Raw genomic sequence first — 17,975 nt, forward strand, 5'->3', positions numbered from 1 at the left:
TGTATCATAGAGGTTTTGCCCGCTATGGGCGACCAGGAGCCAGCGCGATTGAGTAAAAATAAACTCTCCAAAGGGCAGCAGCGCCGCGTGAATGCAAATCACCAGCGCCGTCTTAAAACCACTACGGAGAAGCCCGATTACGACGACAACCTGTTTGGCGAAGCGACGGAAGGCGTGGTGATTAGCCGCTTCGGTATGCATGCCGATGTCGAGTCTGCCGACGGGGACATCCACCGTTGCAATATCCGTCGCACCATCCGTTCCCTGGTGACCGGTGACCGCGTGGTCTGGCGTCCAGGCAAAGCGGCTGCGGAAGGGGTAACGGTTAAAGGTATCGTTGAAGCCGTACATGAACGCACGTCGGTTCTGACCCGTCCTGATTTCTACGACGGCGTAAAGCCCATTGCCGCCAATATCAACCAGATCGTGATCGTTTCAGCGATTTTACCCGAACTTTCGCTCAACATTATTGACCGTTACCTGGTGGCCTGCGAAACGCTACAGGTTGAGCCGCTCATCGTGCTGAATAAAATCGATCTGCTGGATGACGAGGCCATGGCCTTTGTGAATGAGCAGATGGATATCTATCGCAATATTGGTTATCGCGTTTTGATGGTTTCCAGCCGCACCAAAGATGGCCTGAAGCCGTTAGAAGATGCGCTGACCGACCGCATCAGTATCTTTGCAGGGCAGTCTGGCGTGGGTAAATCGAGCCTGCTTAACAACCTGCTCGGCCTTCAGCAAGAAATCCTGACCAACGATGTGTCGGACGTCTCCGGGCTGGGCCAGCACACTACCACCGCCTCACGTCTCTATCACTTCCCGCACGGCGGCGATGTGATTGACTCCCCGGGTGTGCGTGAATTTGGTCTCTGGCATCTTGAGCCGGAACAAATCTTTAACGGATTTGTCGAATTCCATGACTATATAGGCGCTTGCAAATACCGCGACTGTAAACATGACAACGATCCGGGCTGCGCCATCCGCGAAGCGGTGGAGAACGGTGAAATAGCGGAAACCCGTTTCGAAAATTACCATCGTATTCTCGAAAGCATGGACCAGGTAAAAACGCGTAAAAACTTTTCTGATTCTGATAACTGACAACTAAGCTAAGCGTCGCTAAAATCGTCCCCTTTTTTCAGGTTCCGGCAGCGTACTGCCGGATCAGGAACGACAAAACAATGGCCTGGAGGCTACCTTGTTAAACTCATTTAAACTTTCGCTTCAATACATTCTGCCTAAACTGTGGCTCACTCGCCTGGCGGGCTGGGGCGCGAGCAAACGAGCGGGCTGGCTGACCAAACTGGTCATCGACCTGTTCGTGAAATACTACAAGGTCGACATGAAAGAAGCGCAGAAGCCGGATACGGCAAGCTACCGCACCTTCAACGAATTTTTTGTGCGTCCGCTGCGCGACGAAGTGCGCCCGCTGAATACCGACCCGAACGTGCTGGTGATGCCTGCTGACGGCGTGATCAGCCAGCTGGGTAAAATTGAAGACGACAAAATTTTGCAGGCGAAAGGCCATAACTACAGCCTGGAAGCGCTGCTGGCCGGTAACTACATAATGGCGGATCTGTTCCGCAACGGGACTTTCGCGACCACCTATCTCTCCCCACGCGACTACCACCGCGTTCATATGCCGTGTAACGGCATCCTGCGCGAGATGATCTACGTGCCGGGGGATCTGTTCTCTGTAAACCACCTGACGGCGCAAAACGTCCCTAACCTGTTTGCCCGTAACGAGCGCGTCATCTGCCTGTTTGATACTGAATTTGGCCCAATGGCGCAGATTCTGGTAGGTGCTACCATTGTGGGCAGCATCGAAACCGTCTGGGCGGGCACCATTACGCCGCCACGCGAAGGCGTGATCAAGCGCTGGACCTGGCCTGCCGGGGAAGAAGAAGGTTCTGTGGCCCTGCTGAAAGGTCAGGAGATGGGCCGCTTCAAGCTGGGCTCAACGGTAATCAACCTGTTCGCACCGGGCAAAGTTAACCTTGTCGACGAGCTGGAAAGCCTGTCCGTGACCAAACTCGGCCAGCCTCTGGCAGTATCGACGGAGGTCTTTGCAACGCCAGACGTTGCGCCAGCCCCGTTGCCGGAAGAAGAGATCAAAGCCGAGCACGATGCCAGCCCGCTGGTTGACGACAAAAAAGACGAAGGTTAACAACAGAAGGATCGCTGACGTGCGCCCGATTATCGTATTACTGATGGCCTGGTGCCTCAGCATGGGGGCGTACGCAGCGACGGCCCCCGACGCCAAACAGATAACCCAGGAGCTGGAGCAGGCAAAAGCGGCGAAACCCGCTCAGCCGGAGGCCGTTGAGTCGCTCCAGTCTGCACTGAACGCACTTGAGGAACGAAAGGGTTCTCTTGAGCGCGCCCAGCAATATCAGCAGGTTATCGACAACTTCCCCAAACTCTCTCAGACCCTGCGCTCGCAGTTAAACAGCCTGCGTGATGAACCACGCCAGGTACCCGCAGGGATGACGTCCGAGGCGCTGAATCAGGAGATCCTGCAAGTCAGCAGCCAGCTGCTGGAAAAAAGCCGTCTGGCACAGCAGGAGCAGGAACGGGCGCGTGAAATTGCCGACTCTCTCAGTCAGCTTCCACAGCAGCAAACCGATGCCCGCCGTCAGTTAAATGAGGTGGAACGCCGCATTGGGACGCAGACCGGCAACACCCCGCAGAATCAGGCCCAAAATCTTGGGCTACAGGCGGAATCCGCCAGACTTAAAGCACTGGTTGATGAACTGGAGCTGGCACAGCTTTCTGCTAACAACCGCCAGGAGCTGTCGCGGATGCGTTCGGAACTGGCGCAGAAGCAGAGCGAACAGCTGGATGCGTATCTCCAGGCGCTGAGAAATCAACTCAACAGCCAGCGTCAGCGTGAAGCTGAACGTGCGCTGGAAAGCACCGAGTTGTTGGCCGAAAACAGCGCTAACCTGCCCGACAGCATCGTCGCCCAGTTTAAGGTTAACCGCGAGCTTTCTGCCGCGCTGAATCAGCAGGCGCAGCGCATGGATTTGGTGGCCTCGCAGCAGCGTCAGGCCACTAATCAAACCCTCCAGGTTCGTCAGGCTCTCAACACGCTGCGTGAACAGTCCCAGTGGCTTGGCTCGTCTAACCTGTTGGGCGAAGCGTTACGCGCGCAGGTGGCTCGTCTGCCAGAGATGCCAAAACCGCAGCAGCTTGATACGGAGATGGCGCAGCTGCGCGTTCAGCGTCTTCATTATGAAGACCTTCTTAATAAGCAGCCGCAAATCCGCCAGATCCGTCAGGCTGACGGACAGCCGCTCACCGGCGAGCAAAGCCGTATTCTGGAAGCGCAGCTGCGCACCCAACGCGAACTGCTCAATTCCCTGTTGCAGGGGGGCGATACGCTGATCCTCGAACTCACCAAGCTGAAAGTCTCAAACAGCCAGCTGGAGGACGCGCTGAAAGAGGTCAACGAAGCCACGCACCGTTACCTGTTCTGGACATCCGACGTGCGGCCGATGACCTTCGCCTGGCCGATCGAGATCGTGCAGGATCTGCGCCGCCTCATTTCGCTGGACACCTTCAGCCAGCTGGGTCTCGCCAGCGTGATGATGCTCACCAGTAAGGAGACCATCTTCCCGCTGCTGGGGGCACTGATTCTGGTGGGTTTCAGTATTTATTCCCGTCGCCACTTCACCCGTTTCCTTGAGCGCTCCAGCGCCCGGGTGGGGAAAGTGACACAGGATCACTTCTGGCTGACGCTGCGTACAGTGTTCTGGTCAATTCTGGTCGCGTCTCCGCTGCCGGTGCTGTGGATGACGCTCGGATACGGCCTGCGTGAAGCCTGGCCCTATCCGCTTGCCGTCGCAATTGGCGATGGCGTGACCGCCACCGTTCCGCTGCTGTGGGTGGTGATGATTTGCGCCACGTTTGCGCGGCCAAATGGTCTGTTCATCGCTCACTTTGGCTGGCCGCGTAATCGCGTGGCGCGGGCGATGCGCTATTACCTGATGAGCATCGGGCTGATTGTGCCGCTGATTATGGCGCTGATCATGTTCGATAATCTCAATGACCGGGAGTTCTCCGGCTCGCTGGGACGTCTGTGCTTTATGCTGATCTGCGGGGCATTAGCGGTAGTGACGCTCAGCCTGAAGCGCGCCGGGATCCCGCTTTATCTCGACAAGTCCGGCAGTGGCGATAACATGTTTAACCGTCTGCTGTGGAACCTGCTGCTTAGCGCGCCGCTGGCGGCGATGCTGGCGGCGGCTGTCGGTTATCTCGCCACATCGCAGGCGCTGCTCGCACGACTGGAAACGTCAGTAGCTATCTGGTTCCTGCTGCTGGTGGTCTACCATGTTATTCGCCGCGGCATGCTGATCCAGCGTCGTCGTCTGGCGTTTGACCGTGCCAAACATCGTCGCGCAGAAATACTGGCTCAGCGCGCGCGGGGTGAGGAAGAGCCGAACCACGTCAACAGCACCGAAGGGACTTCAGACGCCGATGACGTCGAACTGGATCTCGATGCGATCAGTACCCAGTCCCTGCGGCTGGTACGCTCAATTCTGATGCTGGTTGCCCTGCTGTCGGTGATCTTCCTGTGGTCGGAAATCCACTCTGCGTTTGGCTTCCTGGAGAACATCTCTTTGTGGGATGTGACGTCGACGGTGCAGGGGGTCGAAAGCCTGGAGCCCATCACCTTAGGGGCCGTGCTGATTGCGATTCTGGTACTCATTATCACCACGCAGCTGATCCGTAACTTCCCTGCCCTGCTGGAGCTGGCGCTGTTGCAGCATCTGGATTTAACCCCCGGCACAGGCTATGCGATCACCACCATTACCAAGTATTTAATCATGCTGTTTGGTGGGCTGGTTGGCTTCTCGATGATTGGTATCGAATGGTCAAAACTGCAATGGCTGGTTGCCGCCCTGACCGTAGGCCTGGGCTTTGGTTTACAGGAGATCTTTGCCAACTTCGTCTCGGGTCTGATCATTCTGTTTGAAAAGCCGATTCGAATTGGCGATACGGTGACCATCCGCGATCTGACCGGCAGCGTCACCAGGATCAACACCCGCGCCACCACCATCAGCGACTGGGACCGTAAAGAGATCATCGTCCCGAACAAAGCGTTTATCACCGAGCAGTTTATCAACTGGTCGCTGTCTGACTCCGTCACGCGTGTGGTGCTGACCGTACCCGCTCCGTCGGATGCCAACAGCGAAGAGGTGACGCAGATCCTGTATACGGCTGCTGAACGCTGTTCGCTGGTAATCGACAACCCGCCGCCGGAAGTCTTCCTGGTTGATTTGCAGCAGGGGATCCAGATTTTCGAGCTGCGTATCTACGCCGCCGAGATGGGACACCGTATGCCGCTGCGCCATGAGATCCACCAGCTGATCCTGGCTGGCTTCCGCGAGCACGGAATTGATATGCCGTTCCCACCTTTCCAGATGCGTCTGGAAACGCTGGACGGACGTAAGACGGGAAGAACGTTGACGTCTGCGGCGCGTTCGCGCCCGGCGGGAAGTTTATAATCCATTTCCCCCTCCCTTCCGGGAGGGGTTTTTTCATCCGCTATGCCACTTCTGCCACGCAGGTCATCATGCGGCGGCGGTAGTTCTCATAAATCCCCATTGCCAGCAGCGAGAAGAAGATCGGTCCGCCAACCATCCACAGCGTGCTGCTCCAGTCATTTGCCTCAACCACGGGCTGAATGACGGTAAAGATGTTGGCGAACGCGACGACCAGCACCACAACAGTGGTCGCCAGCAGCGTCGCCACGCGGGTTTTGAAGATCACAAACGGTCGCTCCAGATCCCGCTTCGCCTTAAAGAACGGGAACGCCAGCGCCAGGAATAGGTACGGAAGCGTCATCGATACGTTTGCCATCAGGGTCAGCTTGTTATAGAACGCCGACGCGGTATCGCCGCCAAAGGACACCAGCAGAATGAACACGCACACCAGCAGGCACTGCATCCACATCGCGTTGGCAGGCATACCGGCAGCATTCAGCTGCGTCATACGTGCGGGCCACAGCGCCTTTGGCGTCCCCTGAATAATCGCTTTCAGCGGCGAGTAGATCAGCGTGAAGAACGCGCCAGTATAGGCGAGGAACATCGACAAACCGGTAATCCGCGCAAACCAGATCCCCAGGGTGGCCGACGTTTCCGGCGCGAGATCCATGGCGTTGCCCAGCGTCACCCCCAGGCTTTTCATCAACACGTAGGTAATGTTGCCGAGGTTGGTGGTGTTATTGCTCAGTACCTGCTGCCAGTTGGTGCTGACGCCCCAGAGGAAAATCGCCAGCGAGTAGCCAATGGAAATGACGATGGCGGCAAAGATAATGCCTTTGGCAAAGTTCTTTTCCGGGTTTTCGGTTTTATCGACCAGCCCGCCCACGGCTTCAATTCCACCGTAAGCAAAGATGGCAAACACCACGAAGGAGAGCATGGCCAGCCCGGACTGGTAACCCGGATTAGGCGATGAAACGAAGTTGACTTCCTGTGCGAAATGCCCGCCGTTCAGGCACAGAATAGCGATACTGACCAGCAGCAGCACCAGGTTCAGGCACATCACGGAAATTCCGCCAACGGCAGTGATACGGGCAATTTTGTTGATGCCTTTCGAGGCCACCCGCGTGACAACCACCATCCAGCACACCGCCAGAATACCGACCACCTGTGTGGAACTCAGCCCCGCCAGAGACCAGACCTGCGTTTTATCCGCACCGAAGAGAAACGTTGAGAACGGCACCCAGACCTTGGCCGCCGTACTGACCATCCAGACGACATAGGATGAAAACCACATGAACGTACCGATAAACGCATAACGCGGACCGACGCTGTTGTTCATCCACGAATAGATGCCGCCTTCTTCTTTCCTGTACGCCGACCCCATCTCCGCCATCATTAGCGCAAACGGAATAAAGAAGAACAGCGCGGAAACGATATAAAACGGCGTCGCGCTGTAGCCCATCAGATAAAACGCGGACGGGCTATTGGCAAAGCCAAAAACTGACGTAAAAATCATCAGGATGAGCCCGGTAAGGGTCATTTTTTTGAGTGAGTGAGACATATAACCATCCGAAACGGAATTAAACTGCGCGGATGGTAGCAGATGACCAGACAAATATTGTGGCTATCCGAGTCAAATTAAGAAAAAGACCCGTGCATAGAGAAGATAGTAGTTTTTAATGTGGCAGAGTTAAATGACCGAGTAGACCGGGTAAGCGACAGCGCCACCCGGCAATTCTTTATGCGCGATCGACCGTAAAGGCAATCACATCGCCCAGTTGTTCTGCGCCCAGCGCCAGCATGACCAGGCGATCCACACCCAGCGCCACGCCGGAGCAGTCCGGCAGACCGGCTTTAAGCGCTTCCAGCAGGTTGGTGTCAATCGGCTGCTGCGGCAGACCGCGCGCGTTGCGCTTGCGGTTATCCTGCTCGAAACGCTGTTGCTGTTCGCGCGCGTCGGTCAGCTCATGGAAACCGTTCGCCAGCTCGATGCCTTTAAAGTACACCTCAAAGCGCTCCGCCACGCGGTGATCTTCGGTGCTGATCTGCGCCAGTGAAGCCTGGCTGGCCGGGAAGTGATAGACAAACGTCGGACGATCTTTGCCAATCTGCGGTTCAACACCAAAGGTGAACAGCAGTTGCAGCAGCGTGTCGCGATCCTCTTCGTTATCCGCCACGTTGCTCAGATCCAGTTTTGCCGCCACTTCACGCAGCTGTGTTTTATCAGCCGACAGCGGATCAATTTCCAGATGACGCTGGAAGGCCTGCTGATAGGAGAGCGTTTCAGCTTCCGCGCAATCCAGCACCTGTTGGAGCAGATCGTCGACTTCGTTCATCAGACGATACATGTCGTAGTGCGGGCGGTACCACTCCAGCATAGTGAATTCCGGATTATGGTGTCGGCCCATCTCTTCATTACGGAAGCTACGGCACAGCTGATAGACCGGACCACACCCGGCCGCCAGCAGACGCTTCATATGGTATTCCGGGCTGGTCATCAGATACAGATTCATGCCCTGAGAGTGGCCTGGGCCAACAAAACGGGTTTCAAACGGGACCAGATGAATATCCGTGACCGTCGCCTGACTCATGCACGGCGTTTCCACCTCCAGGACGCCGCGATCCGCAAAGAAGCGGCGGATCTCCGCCATAATTGCTGCGCGCTTTAGCAGGTTTGGAATGGATGCGCTCGGCTGCCAGGTGGCCGTTTCGCTCATGAGTTATTTCTCCGTTTTCAGACAAGGGCACGAAGTCTACTCGCAAGCCGGGGCAGAGACAAATTTTGCACAGTAAAAGCTCCTTTTCATTGCACAGAGAAATACTGTGACGCCATTCATTAATCACGATGATAAATCACCGCACAGAACAGCAAAAAAATCGAACACGTCAAATTTCCCTCACTTCTACGCGGTTATACTGTTTTACCCATAAAGGAGCAGTGGAATCGCTTCCGCAATCGTCCGTTCGGGCAGGTGAACGTCCTTTAGCTCATCACGTTGCGGGAAAACCAAAATCTGGAGGAATGTCGTGCAAACTTTTCAAGCCGATCTTGCCGTAATAGGCGCTGGCGGGGCTGGATTACGCGCTGCAATTGCTGCGGCACAAGCCAATCCGAACGCCAAAATCGCATTGATTTCAAAAGTCTATCCGATGCGCAGCCACACGGTAGCCGCAGAGGGAGGATCCGCCGCCGTCGCGCAGGATCATGACAGCTTCGAATACCATTTCCACGACACGGTTGCAGGGGGCGACTGGCTTTGCGAACAGGATGTCGTTGATTACTTCGTGCACCATTGCCCAACGGAAATGACCCAGCTGGAACAGTGGGGATGTCCATGGAGCCGCCGTCCGGACGGGAGCGTCAACGTCCGCCGCTTCGGTGGCATGAAGATCGAACGCACCTGGTTTGCTGCCGATAAGACCGGCTTCCACATGCTGCACACCCTGTTCCAGACCTCCCTCCAGTTCCCACAAATCCAGCGCTTTGACGAACATTTCGTTCTCGACATTCTGGTCGACGACGGTCATGCGCACGGACTGGTAGCAATGAACATGATGGAAGGCACGCTCGTCCAGATCCGCGCTAAGGCGGTGGTGATGGCAACGGGCGGTGCGGGCCGCGTATACCGCTACAACACCAACGGCGGCATCGTCACCGGTGACGGTATGGGCATGGCGCTCAGCCACGGCGTCCCGCTGCGTGATATGGAGTTCGTCCAGTATCACCCAACCGGCCTGCCGGGCTCCGGTATTCTGATGACGGAAGGCTGCCGCGGCGAAGGCGGTATTCTGGTCAACAAAAACGGCTATCGCTATTTGCAGGATTACGGCATGGGTCCGGAAACCCCGCTTGGCGAGCCGAAAAACAAATACATGGAACTCGGCCCACGCGACAAAGTCTCTCAGGCTTTCTGGCACGAGTGGCGCAAAGGCAATACCATCTCAACGCCGCGCGGCGACGTGGTACATCTCGACCTGCGTCATCTCGGCGAGAAGAAACTGCTGGAGCGTCTGCCGTTTATCTGCGAGCTGGCGAAAGCCTATGTGGGCGTCGACCCGGTGAAAGAGCCGATCCCGGTGCGTCCAACCGCGCACTACACCATGGGCGGTATCGAAACCGACCAGCAGTGCGAAACCCGCATCAAAGGGCTGTTTGCGGTGGGTGAGTGTTCCTCCGTCGGTCTGCACGGCGCAAACCGTCTGGGCTCGAACTCGCTGGCTGAGCTGGTGGTCTTTGGTCGCATGGCGGGCGAACGCGCGATGGAGCGTGCCGCAACGGCAGGTGAAGCTAACAGCGCGGCGCTGGATGCGCAGGTTGCAGACATCGAAAAACGCCTGAAAGGCCTGGTGAACCAGGAAGGTAACGAAAACTGGTCGAAGATCCGCGACGAAATGGGGCTGTCGATGGAAGAAGGCTGCGGGATCTACCGTACGCCAGAGCTGATGCAGAAAACCGTCGACAAGCTGGCGGAACTCCAGGAACGCTTCAAGCGCGTGCGCATCACCGACACCTCCAGCGTCTTCAATACCGACCTGCTCTATACCATTGAACTGGGCCACGGCCTGAACGTCGCAGAGTGTATGGCCCATTCCGCCCTGGCGCGTAAAGAGTCCCGCGGCGCACACCAGCGCCTGGATGAGGGCTGCACCGAACGTGACGACGTCAATTTCCTTAAACATACTCTCGCCTGGCGCGATGCGGATGGTACCACCCGTCTGGACTACAGCGACGTGAAAATCACTACGCTGCCACCGGCGAAACGCGTGTACGGTGCAGAAGCAGAAGCCGCCGATAAGAAGGAGAAGGCGAATGGCTGAGATGCAAAAACTGAAAGTTGAAGTGGTGCGCTACAACCCGGAAGTGGACGCCGCGCCGCACAGCGCTTTCTATGAAGTCCCTTACGACGAGCAAACCTCCCTGCTGGATGCGCTCGGCTATATCAAAGATAACCTGGCCCCGGACCTGAGCTACCGCTGGTCCTGCCGCATGGCAATCTGCGGCTCCTGCGGCATGATGGTCAACAAAGTGCCAAAGCTGGCGTGTAAAACTTTCCTGCGTGATTACACCAAGGGCATCAAGGTTGAAGCGCTGGGCAACTTCCCGATTGAGCGCGATCTGGTGGTCGACATGACCCACTTTATCGAAAGCCTCGAAGCGATTAAGCCGTACATCATCGGCAACCCGCGCACGCCGGATCAGGGGCCAAACACCCAGACGCCCGCGCAGATGGCGAAATACCATCAGTTTTCCGGCTGCATCAACTGCGGCCTGTGCTACGCCGCCTGTCCACAGTTTGGCCTGAACCCTGAGTTTATCGGCCCGGCCGCCATTACCCTGGCGCACCGCTATAACGAGGACAGCCGCGACCACGGCAAAAAAGAACGTATGGCACAGCTTAACGGCCAGAACGGGGTCTGGACCTGCACGTTTGTCGGTTACTGCTCCGAAGTCTGTCCGAAGCATGTCGACCCGGCCGCCGCTATTCAGCAGGGAAAAGTGGAAAGTTCGAAAGACTTTCTTATCGCTACCCTGAAACCACGCTAAGGAGTGCATGATGACGACTAAACGCAAAGCCTACGTGCGACCAATGCCGTCCACCTGGTGGAAAAAACTGCCGTTTTATCGCTTCTATATGCTGCGTGAAGGCACGGCTGTTCCCGCGGTCTGGTTCAGCCTCGAACTGATGTACGGGGTGTATGCCCTCAAGCACGGCCCGGAAGCCTGGGCCAGTTTTGTGGGTTTCCTGCAAAATCCAATCATCGTAGTTCTGAATCTGATTGTGCTCGCAGCCGCGCTACTGCATACCAAAACCTGGTTTGAACTGGCGCCAAAAGCAGCGAACATCATTGTAAAAGGCGAAAAAATGGGGCCAGAGCCGGTTATTAAAGGGCTCTGGGCAGTGACGGCAGTTGTCTCTGTGGTCATTCTGTTTGTCGCACTGTTCTGGTAAGGAGACTACTGTGATCAATCCAAATCCAAAACGTTCAGATGAGCCGGTCTTCTGGGGGCTGTTTGGCGCAGGCGGCATGTGGAGCGCCATTATTGCCCCGGTCATTATCCTGCTGGTCGGTATTATGCTGCCGCTGGGGCTGTTTCCGGGCGATGCGCTGAGCTATGAGCGCGTACTGGCCTTTGCGAGCAGCTTTATTGGCCGGGTGTTCATCTTCCTGATGATCGTCCTGCCGCTGTGGTGTGGTCTGCACCGTATCCACCATGCGATGCACGATCTGAAAATCCATGTGCCAAGCGGTAAATGGGTCTTCTACGGTCTGGCAACCATTCTGACGGTCGTCACGTTGATTGCCGTGGTCACCATCTGACTGAACAGGCCCGCCATCCGGCGGGCTTTTTACTTTTTCATCTTCTCCACCAGCCACCGGGAAAATTCGCGCATGCCAGGCGTTTCTGCCCGGGATTGCAATCGGGTAAGCCAGTAACTGCCGAGCTCAATCTGCGTTGCAAAGGGCTGCACAATGCGCTCGCTGGCTAACAGATGGGTAAACATATCGACAGGTGCAATGGCAATACCTACCCCTGCCTGAGCGGCCTCCAGCATGGTCACGGACGAATCAAATACCATCACACGGTGCGTTGGCGAAGGGGGGTGCTCGCCGGCCGCCTGCATCCACGCGGTCCACTCGTCGCGTCGGTAGGAGCGCAGCAGCGTAAACCTGAGGATGTCGGCCGGACAGTGCAGACTGGTGGCGATATCGGGCGTACACAGCGGCGCGAGCGGCGCATGACAAAGAAATTCAGCCTCGGTGCCATGCCACGCCCCGCCACCGTAGCGGATCGTATAGTCAAGCCCTTCGGCAGCCGGATCAACGCGGTTGTTATGGGTGGAAAGCTGAAGATCGATGTGCGGATAGCCACGGCGAAAATCGTCCAGCTGTGAGAATAAAACCCCGATGGCAAACGTACCCACCACGCCGATTTTCAGCTTCTCCTGCGCACGATGGTTAGCGAAGCGATCCAGCATTCCGGCTATACGATCGAACGAATCATTCAGTACCGGCAGTAAGTTTTCTCCCTCGGTAGTCAACATCAGCCCGCGCGACACGCGAACGAACAGCTGACAGTTCAGGTGCTGCTCCAGCGCTTTCACATGCTGGCTAATGGCTGAATGGGTCACGTTCAGCTCAATGGCCGCATGCGTAAAGCTGAGATGTCTCGCGGCGGCTTCAAAGGCTCGAAGCGAATTGAGGGGGAGATAGCTTCGCGTCATGGTCTCTTCCGTTAGAAAAATTAACAGCTAATGCTAAATTTAACCGTTTGTCAGGTACAGTCAAATCCAACAGACTACGCCTGTCTGACGGGCCCGGACATCCCCTTGACTCGCTATTACGGAAGATTACTGATGATGAAAAAATCTCTTTGCTGCGCCCTGCTGCTCGGCATCTCTTGCTCTGCTCTCGCCGCGCCAGTGTCAGAAAAACAGCTGGCGGAGGTGGTCGCGAATACGGTTACCCCGCTGATGAAAGCCCAGTCGATTCCAGGCATGGCGGTGGCCGTTATTTATCAGTGTAAACCGCACTATTACACGTTCGGCAAAGCCGATATCGCGGCTAATAAACCCGTTACGCCTCAGACTCTGTTCGAGCTGGGCTCTATAAGTAAAACCTTCACCGGGGTTTTAGGTGGGGATGCCATTGCTCGCGGTGAAATTTCGCTGGACGATCCGGTGACCAGATACTGGCCACAGCTAACGGGCAAGCAGTGGCAGGGGATTCGTATGCTGGATCTCGCAACCTACACCGCTGGCGGCCTGCCGCTACAGGTACCGGATGAGGTCACGGATAATGCCGCCCTGCTGCGCTTTTATCAAAACTGGCAGCCGCAGTGGAAGCCTGGCACAACGCGTCTTTACGCCAACGCCAGTATCGGTCTTTTTGGCGCGCTGGCGGTCAAACCTTCCGGCATGGGCTATGAGCAGGCCATGACGACGCGGGTCCTTAAGCCGCTCAAGTTGGACCATACCTGGATTAACGTTCCGAAAGCGGAAGAGGCGCATTACGCCTGGGGCTATCGTGACGGTAAAGCGGTGCGCGTTTCGCCGGGAATGCTGGATGCACAAGCCTATGGCGTGAAAACCAACGTGCAGGATATGGCGAACTGGGTCATGGCAAACATGGCGCCGGAGAAGGTTGCTGATGCCTCACTTAAGCAGGGCATCTCGCTGGCGCAGTCGCGCTACTGGCGTATCGGGTCAATGTATCAGGGTCTGGGCTGGGAGATGCTCAACTGGCCCGTGGAGGCCAACACGGTGATCGAGGGCAGCGACAGTAAGGTGGCGCTGGCACCGCTGCCCGTGGCAGAAGTGAATCCACCGGCTCCCCCGGTCAAAGCGTCCTGGGTCCATAAAACGGGCTCTACTGGCGGGTTTGGCAGCTACGTGGCCTTTATTCCTGAAAAGCAGATCGGTATTGTGATGCTCGCGAATAAAAGCTATCCGAACCCGGCACGCGTTGAGGCGGCATACCATATCCTCGACGCGCTACAGTAAAACATTGCGGGTGGCGCTGCGCTTACCCGGTCTACACAACGCATGAACTTTGTAGGCCGGGTAAGGCGAAGCCGCCACCCGGCAAAACACCCTGCACAATCTCCCGCATTTTCCCTGCTGTCATCTACACTTAACAAAAAACAGTAAGGAAACTCCTATGCGCATTCTGCCTGTTATTGCCGCAGTAACAGCCGCGTTTTTAGTGGTTGCTTGCAGTTCTCCTACTCCTCCGCCTGGCGTCACGGTAGTCAGTAATTTCGACGCACAGCGCTTCCTCGGCACCTGGTATGAAATCGCCCGACTGGACCATCAGTTCGAACGGGGCTTAGAAAAAGTCACGGTCAGCTACAGCGCGATGGATGACGGCGGGATCCGGGTCATTAACCGCGGCTATAACCCGGATCGCCAGATGTGGCAGCAGTCAGTTGGTCAGGCCTATTTCACCGGCGCATCTAACCGCGCGGCCATGAAAGCCTCTTTCATCGGCCCATACTACGGCGGGTATAACGTCATTGCGCTGGACAGAGAGTACCGCCACGCGCTGGTCTGTGGGCCGGATCGCAACTATCTGTGGCTCCTCTCCCGCACGCCAACGATCTCGGCGGAAATGAAACAGCAGATGCTGGACATAGCGACCCGGCAAGGGTTTGATGTGACGAAGTTAATCTGGGTAAAACAGCCGCATTAGTGCGTACTGAGTTTTAACCCGACGATACCCGCGACAATCAACGCGAGGCTGGCGATGCGCGCCAGACTCGCAGACTCCCCCAGCAGCAGAATGCCGGTAATGGCAGCCCCTACCGCGCCAATTCCCGTCCAGACAGCGTAAGCTGTGCCGACCGGTAAGGTTCGCATCGCCCATGAAAGCATGACGATACTGACAATCATTGCGGCGATAGTGATGACGCTGGGCGTCAGGCGGGTAAAACCGTGGGTGTATTTCAGACCAATTGCCCATACCACTTCGAGCAAACCAGCAATAACAAGAACGATCCAGGACATTTCAGGCTCCTTAACTTAAAGACAAGTTGGGGCCGTCCCCGATGAGTGAAGCGCTTACGGGTCGTCCCGCAAGGCAGAAGTTGCGCCTTATATTTTGGTTAGCGTGGAATTTTTTTTCAAACTTTTTCTGCTGAACACCTTAAAGCAAGAAATAGCCTCAGTAAGGCACGTAGTTCAGGCATTTATGACTCATCCGACTTCTCTATGATGATAGGCTTTCTGATGGCAGGAAGCCAAACCACTAGCCGACTGCGAAAATTTTATGTTCAAAATTCTTTTGATTGACCGTTGTCACTTCACCCGCGCGGGATTTGAAGCCTGGGTCAATCATTCAGACCTGTTTTCGGGTCATTTCGTCGTAACCGGGGTAAATAATCTTTTCCTCGCCAGAGAGCATATCCTGCAATGGAAACCTGCGCTGGTCATCGCTGATTTATCTGGCTTCCGGCAGGATTTACACCATTTTCAGCAGCTTTCCTCCCTGCTAATTGCCAGCGAAACACTGCCTTTTATTATGCTGCAATCAGCGCAGGAGCAGGAGATGACTGATTATCTGGCGCAGTTCCCGATATGGTCTTCGCTCTCCAAAAATACCGATCTGGAAGCACTGGCGGCGGTGATAAACGATGCGCTAACGTCATGCGCGAGCGCGGAGCTACCGAAAATGGCGGCACCGTTGCTGACGCGTCAGGAAGAAAGAGTTCTGACCTTGTGGATGGATGGTGCGAGCAACCAGAAAATTGCCAGCAATCTTCGCATTAACGGAAAAACGGTATATACGTACAAACGCAATATCCGCATGAAGCTGCATATGGATACGCGCTACTCGCCGTTTTTATCGCTACAGGAAGTGGAGAATTGACGGTACGGTGTAATAACTTGCCGTACCGTCGCTTACATTAGTTCTGAGCTTTAGTTGCTGCGCCAGAAATCGCGCTACCACCGTCGGAGATATCTTCCCCTACGCCACGGGTGGTGTTACATGCAGTCAGTACCGAAGAAAGCACCAGAACAGAAAAGATCGCTGCAATTGTTTTCTTAACCATAATATCTTCCTTTTATAGCCAAAGTTATTTTGTGTATAGCAACTTAAGAATAGACAAAATCTTGCCGTTTGACGGAAAAGGAAGAATTTTTAGGAAAATTAGACGGAATTAGCTGGCCGCATGGGAAATGATATGGCCGAGATCCTGGATATCTTCACCCACGCCACGCGCGGTGTTGCAGCCGGAGAGAATTGCGCTGGAGAGCGCTAACAGAAGCAGAATTTTAACGGTACGTTTCATCTTCCCTGCCTGCAAAATCAGGCGCAGCGGGCGCTGCGCCTTTAATCATGACGTAAATTACTTCACGCGGGATACGTATTCGCCGGAGCGGGTATCCACTTTGATCACTTCACCGATCTGTACGAACAGTGGCACTTTCACCACAGCGCCGGTAGACAGGGTGGCAGGCTTGCCGCCAGTACCTGCGGTATCACCTTTCAGACCTGGATCGGTTTCAACGATTTCCAGCTCAACGAAGTTCGGCGGCGTAACCGCGATAGGCTGACCGTTCCACAGGGTCACGATGCACTCAGCCTGATCCAGCAGCCACTTGGCGTTGTCGCCAATCGCTTTCGCGTCCGCAGACAGCTGCTCGAAGGTTTCGTTGTTCATGAAGTGCCAGAACTCACCGTCGTTGTACAGGTAAGTCAGGTTCATATCGACAACATCAGCGCCTTCAGCGGAGTCAGTAGATTTGAAGGTTTTCTCAACACGGGTACCGGTCAGCAGGCGGCGCAGCTTAACGCGCGCAAATGCCTGGCCTTTACCTGGTTTAACGAATTCGCTGGCTTCAACCGCGTACGGTTCGCCGTCCATCATGATTTTAAGACCAGCACGAAAATCGTTGCTATAGTACGTTGCCATAAGGCCCTCTAAATTTGTTAACTGGTAGCTAAGCCACAAAATGGCGCATATTGTAACCCTAAACACCCCGTCCAGAGAAGATTGGTTATCGCAACTTGCCGATGTAATCACCAGTCCTGATGAATTGCTGCGTCTTTTAGACCTCGAACAGCACGAAGCGTTGCGTGCAGGCCGTGAGGCGAAGCGCCTTTTCGCCCTGCGCGTTCCCCGCACGTTTGTTGCCCGAATGGAAAAGGGTAACCCTGATGATCCATTATTAAAACAAACGCTGACCTCTCAGGATGAGTTTATTACCGCCCCCGGATACAGCACCGATCCGCTGGAAGAGCAGAACAGTGTTGTACCGGGTTTACTGCATAAATACCGCAATCGTGCCCTGCTGCTGGTTAAGGGCGGGTGCGCGGTAAATTGCCGCTATTGCTTCCGTCGCCACTTCCCGTACGCCGAAAATCAGGGTAATAAGCGCAACTGGCAGGTGGCGCTGGACTACATCGCAGCGCACCCGGAACTGGATGAAATCATCTTTTCCGGCGGCGACCCGCTGATGGCAAAAGATCATGAGCTGGACTGGCTGCTGACTCAACTTGAGACCATCCCGCACATTAAGCGTCTGCGCATTCACAGCCGTTTACCGATCGTCATCCCGGCGCGTATCACCGACGCCCTGGTCACGCGCCTGGAGCAGTCCCGTTTACAGGTGCTGCTGGTAAATCATATCAACCATGCAAATGAAATTGACGCGGACTTTCGTGCGGCGATGACGCGTATGCGAATGGCAGGCGTGACGCTGCTCAACCAGAGCGTATTACTGCGCGGCGTGAACGACAGCGCCCACGTGTTGGCCGATCTCAGCAATGCCTTATTTGATGCGGGCGTAATGCCCTATTACCTGCATGTTCTGGATCGCGTCCAGGGCGCGGCGCACTTCATGGTGACGGATGAAGAGGCCCGGAAGATTATGCGCGAGCTGTTAACGCTGGTTTCAGGTTATATGGTGCCGAAGCTGGCACGTGAGATTGGCGGAGAGCCGAGTAAGACGCCGCTGGATTTGCAGCTGCGGCAGCAGTAAA

18 protein-coding genes are annotated in these 17,975 nt (G+C 55.6%); 11 read left to right on the top strand and 7 right to left on the bottom strand.

The window, feature by feature from the left end:
- Positions 1 to 48: 48 nt before the first annotated feature.
- The 3 genes from rsgA to mscM all read left to right on the top strand — a co-directional run bounded on the left by rsgA (position 49) and on the right by mscM (position 5,510).
- Positions 49 to 1,101: a small ribosomal subunit biogenesis GTPase RsgA gene (rsgA, locus tag ACOT1A_RS17865; protein WP_072202591.1), complete on the top strand. Its 1,053-nt coding sequence runs from the start codon at positions 49 to 51 to the stop codon at positions 1,099 to 1,101.
- 97 nt (positions 1,102 to 1,198) lie between these two features.
- On the top strand, positions 1,199 to 2,167 hold the full coding sequence (gene asd, locus ACOT1A_RS17870) for an archaetidylserine decarboxylase (RefSeq protein ID WP_022646813.1): 969 nt from the start codon (positions 1,199 to 1,201) through the stop codon (positions 2,165 to 2,167).
- A gap of 19 nt (positions 2,168 to 2,186) precedes the next feature.
- Positions 2,187 to 5,510: a miniconductance mechanosensitive channel MscM gene (gene mscM / locus ACOT1A_RS17875; RefSeq protein WP_022646812.1), complete on the top strand. Its 3,324-nt coding sequence runs from the start codon at positions 2,187 to 2,189 to the stop codon at positions 5,508 to 5,510.
- Positions 5,511 to 5,550: 40 nt separating this feature from the next.
- Here the strand turns inward: mscM and yjeM are convergent, their stop codons facing one another.
- Complete coding sequence (yjeM, locus tag ACOT1A_RS17880) at positions 5,551 to 7,050, bottom strand: glutamate/gamma-aminobutyrate family transporter YjeM (protein WP_032625184.1); 1,500 nt, start codon at positions 7,048 to 7,050, stop codon at positions 5,551 to 5,553.
- A 178-nt stretch (positions 7,051 to 7,228) separates the two neighbouring features.
- On the bottom strand, positions 7,229 to 8,206 hold the full coding sequence (gene epmA / locus ACOT1A_RS17885) for an elongation factor P--(R)-beta-lysine ligase (RefSeq protein ID WP_003855960.1): 978 nt from the start codon (positions 8,204 to 8,206) through the stop codon (positions 7,229 to 7,231).
- 310 nt (positions 8,207 to 8,516) lie between these two features.
- Here epmA and frdA point away from each other — a divergent pair, with 310 nt between their 5' ends.
- Genes frdA through frdD form a run of 4 tightly spaced genes read left to right on the top strand, consistent with a single transcriptional unit; the run spans position 8,517 to position 11,810 of the window.
- Complete coding sequence (gene frdA / locus ACOT1A_RS17890) at positions 8,517 to 10,307, top strand: fumarate reductase (quinol) flavoprotein subunit (RefSeq protein ID WP_023305293.1); 1,791 nt, start codon at positions 8,517 to 8,519, stop codon at positions 10,305 to 10,307.
- Positions 10,300 to 11,034, top strand: a complete 735-nt coding sequence (locus tag ACOT1A_RS17895) for a succinate dehydrogenase/fumarate reductase iron-sulfur subunit (protein WP_022646809.1) — start codon at positions 10,300 to 10,302, stop codon at positions 11,032 to 11,034. Before frdA ends, ACOT1A_RS17895 begins: the two co-directional genes overlap by 8 nt.
- A 10-nt stretch (positions 11,035 to 11,044) precedes the next feature.
- Positions 11,045 to 11,440: a fumarate reductase subunit FrdC gene (frdC, locus tag ACOT1A_RS17900; protein WP_003855953.1), complete on the top strand. Its 396-nt coding sequence runs from the start codon at positions 11,045 to 11,047 to the stop codon at positions 11,438 to 11,440.
- A 10-nt stretch (positions 11,441 to 11,450) separates the two neighbouring features.
- Positions 11,451 to 11,810 carry a fumarate reductase subunit FrdD gene (frdD, locus tag ACOT1A_RS17905; RefSeq protein WP_000609653.1) on the top strand — a complete coding sequence of 120 codons (360 nt, stop codon included), beginning with the start codon at positions 11,451 to 11,453 and terminating at the stop codon, positions 11,808 to 11,810.
- A 29-nt stretch (positions 11,811 to 11,839) separates the two neighbouring features.
- Here the strand turns inward: frdD and ampR are convergent, their stop codons facing one another.
- The gene (gene ampR / locus ACOT1A_RS17910) at positions 11,840 to 12,715 is read right to left on the bottom strand and encodes a LysR family transcriptional regulator AmpR (protein ID WP_276170366.1); all 876 of its coding nucleotides are present in this window, start codon (positions 12,713 to 12,715) and stop codon (positions 11,840 to 11,842) included.
- A gap of 132 nt (positions 12,716 to 12,847) precedes the next feature.
- On the opposite strand from ampR, the gene blaACT reads away from it, so the two are divergent.
- Both blaACT and ACOT1A_RS17920 read left to right on the top strand, forming a co-directional pair.
- Positions 12,848 to 13,993 carry an ACT family cephalosporin-hydrolyzing class C beta-lactamase gene (gene blaACT / locus ACOT1A_RS17915; RefSeq protein ID WP_105322931.1) on the top strand — a complete coding sequence of 382 codons (1,146 nt, stop codon included), beginning with the start codon at positions 12,848 to 12,850 and terminating at the stop codon, positions 13,991 to 13,993.
- A 157-nt stretch (positions 13,994 to 14,150) separates the two neighbouring features.
- On the top strand, positions 14,151 to 14,681 hold the full coding sequence (locus tag ACOT1A_RS17920; RefSeq protein ID WP_032625173.1) for a lipocalin family protein: 531 nt from the start codon (positions 14,151 to 14,153) through the stop codon (positions 14,679 to 14,681).
- Here the strand turns inward: ACOT1A_RS17920 and sugE are convergent.
- A complete protein-coding gene (gene sugE, locus ACOT1A_RS17925; protein WP_022646805.1) occupies positions 14,678 to 14,995 on the bottom strand; it encodes a quaternary ammonium compound efflux SMR transporter SugE in 318 nt (105 codons plus the stop codon). The two genes, ACOT1A_RS17920 and sugE, sit on opposite strands and share 4 nt — an antisense overlap.
- Before the next feature lie 262 nt (positions 14,996 to 15,257).
- On the opposite strand from sugE, the gene ACOT1A_RS17930 reads away from it, so the two are divergent.
- Complete coding sequence (locus tag ACOT1A_RS17930) at positions 15,258 to 15,857, top strand: helix-turn-helix transcriptional regulator (protein WP_022646804.1); 600 nt, start codon at positions 15,258 to 15,260, stop codon at positions 15,855 to 15,857.
- Between the two features lie 37 nt (positions 15,858 to 15,894).
- On the opposite strand, the gene ecnB is transcribed toward ACOT1A_RS17930, so the two are convergent.
- The 3 genes from ecnB to efp form a co-directional block, all read right to left on the bottom strand.
- Positions 15,895 to 16,041: a lipoprotein toxin entericidin B gene (gene ecnB, locus ACOT1A_RS17935; RefSeq protein WP_006178941.1), complete on the bottom strand. Its 147-nt coding sequence runs from the start codon at positions 16,039 to 16,041 to the stop codon at positions 15,895 to 15,897.
- 108 nt (positions 16,042 to 16,149) lie between these two features.
- Complete coding sequence (locus ACOT1A_RS17940) at positions 16,150 to 16,281, bottom strand: entericidin A/B family lipoprotein (RefSeq protein ID WP_006810410.1); 132 nt, start codon at positions 16,279 to 16,281, stop codon at positions 16,150 to 16,152.
- 57 nt (positions 16,282 to 16,338) lie between these two features.
- On the bottom strand, positions 16,339 to 16,905 hold the full coding sequence (efp, locus tag ACOT1A_RS17945) for an elongation factor P (protein WP_003855940.1): 567 nt from the start codon (positions 16,903 to 16,905) through the stop codon (positions 16,339 to 16,341).
- Between the two features lie 40 nt (positions 16,906 to 16,945).
- Here efp and epmB point away from each other — a divergent pair, with 40 nt between their 5' ends.
- A complete protein-coding gene (gene epmB / locus ACOT1A_RS17950; RefSeq protein WP_105322930.1) occupies positions 16,946 to 17,974 on the top strand; it encodes an EF-P beta-lysylation protein EpmB in 1,029 nt (342 codons plus the stop codon).
- Position 17,975: the final 1 nt, after the last annotated feature.

Origin of the sequence: Enterobacter cloacae complex sp. SYL003 (assembly GCF_049236925.1) — a bacterium.
GTDB lineage: Bacteria > Pseudomonadota > Gammaproteobacteria > Enterobacterales > Enterobacteriaceae > Enterobacter > Enterobacter intestinihominis.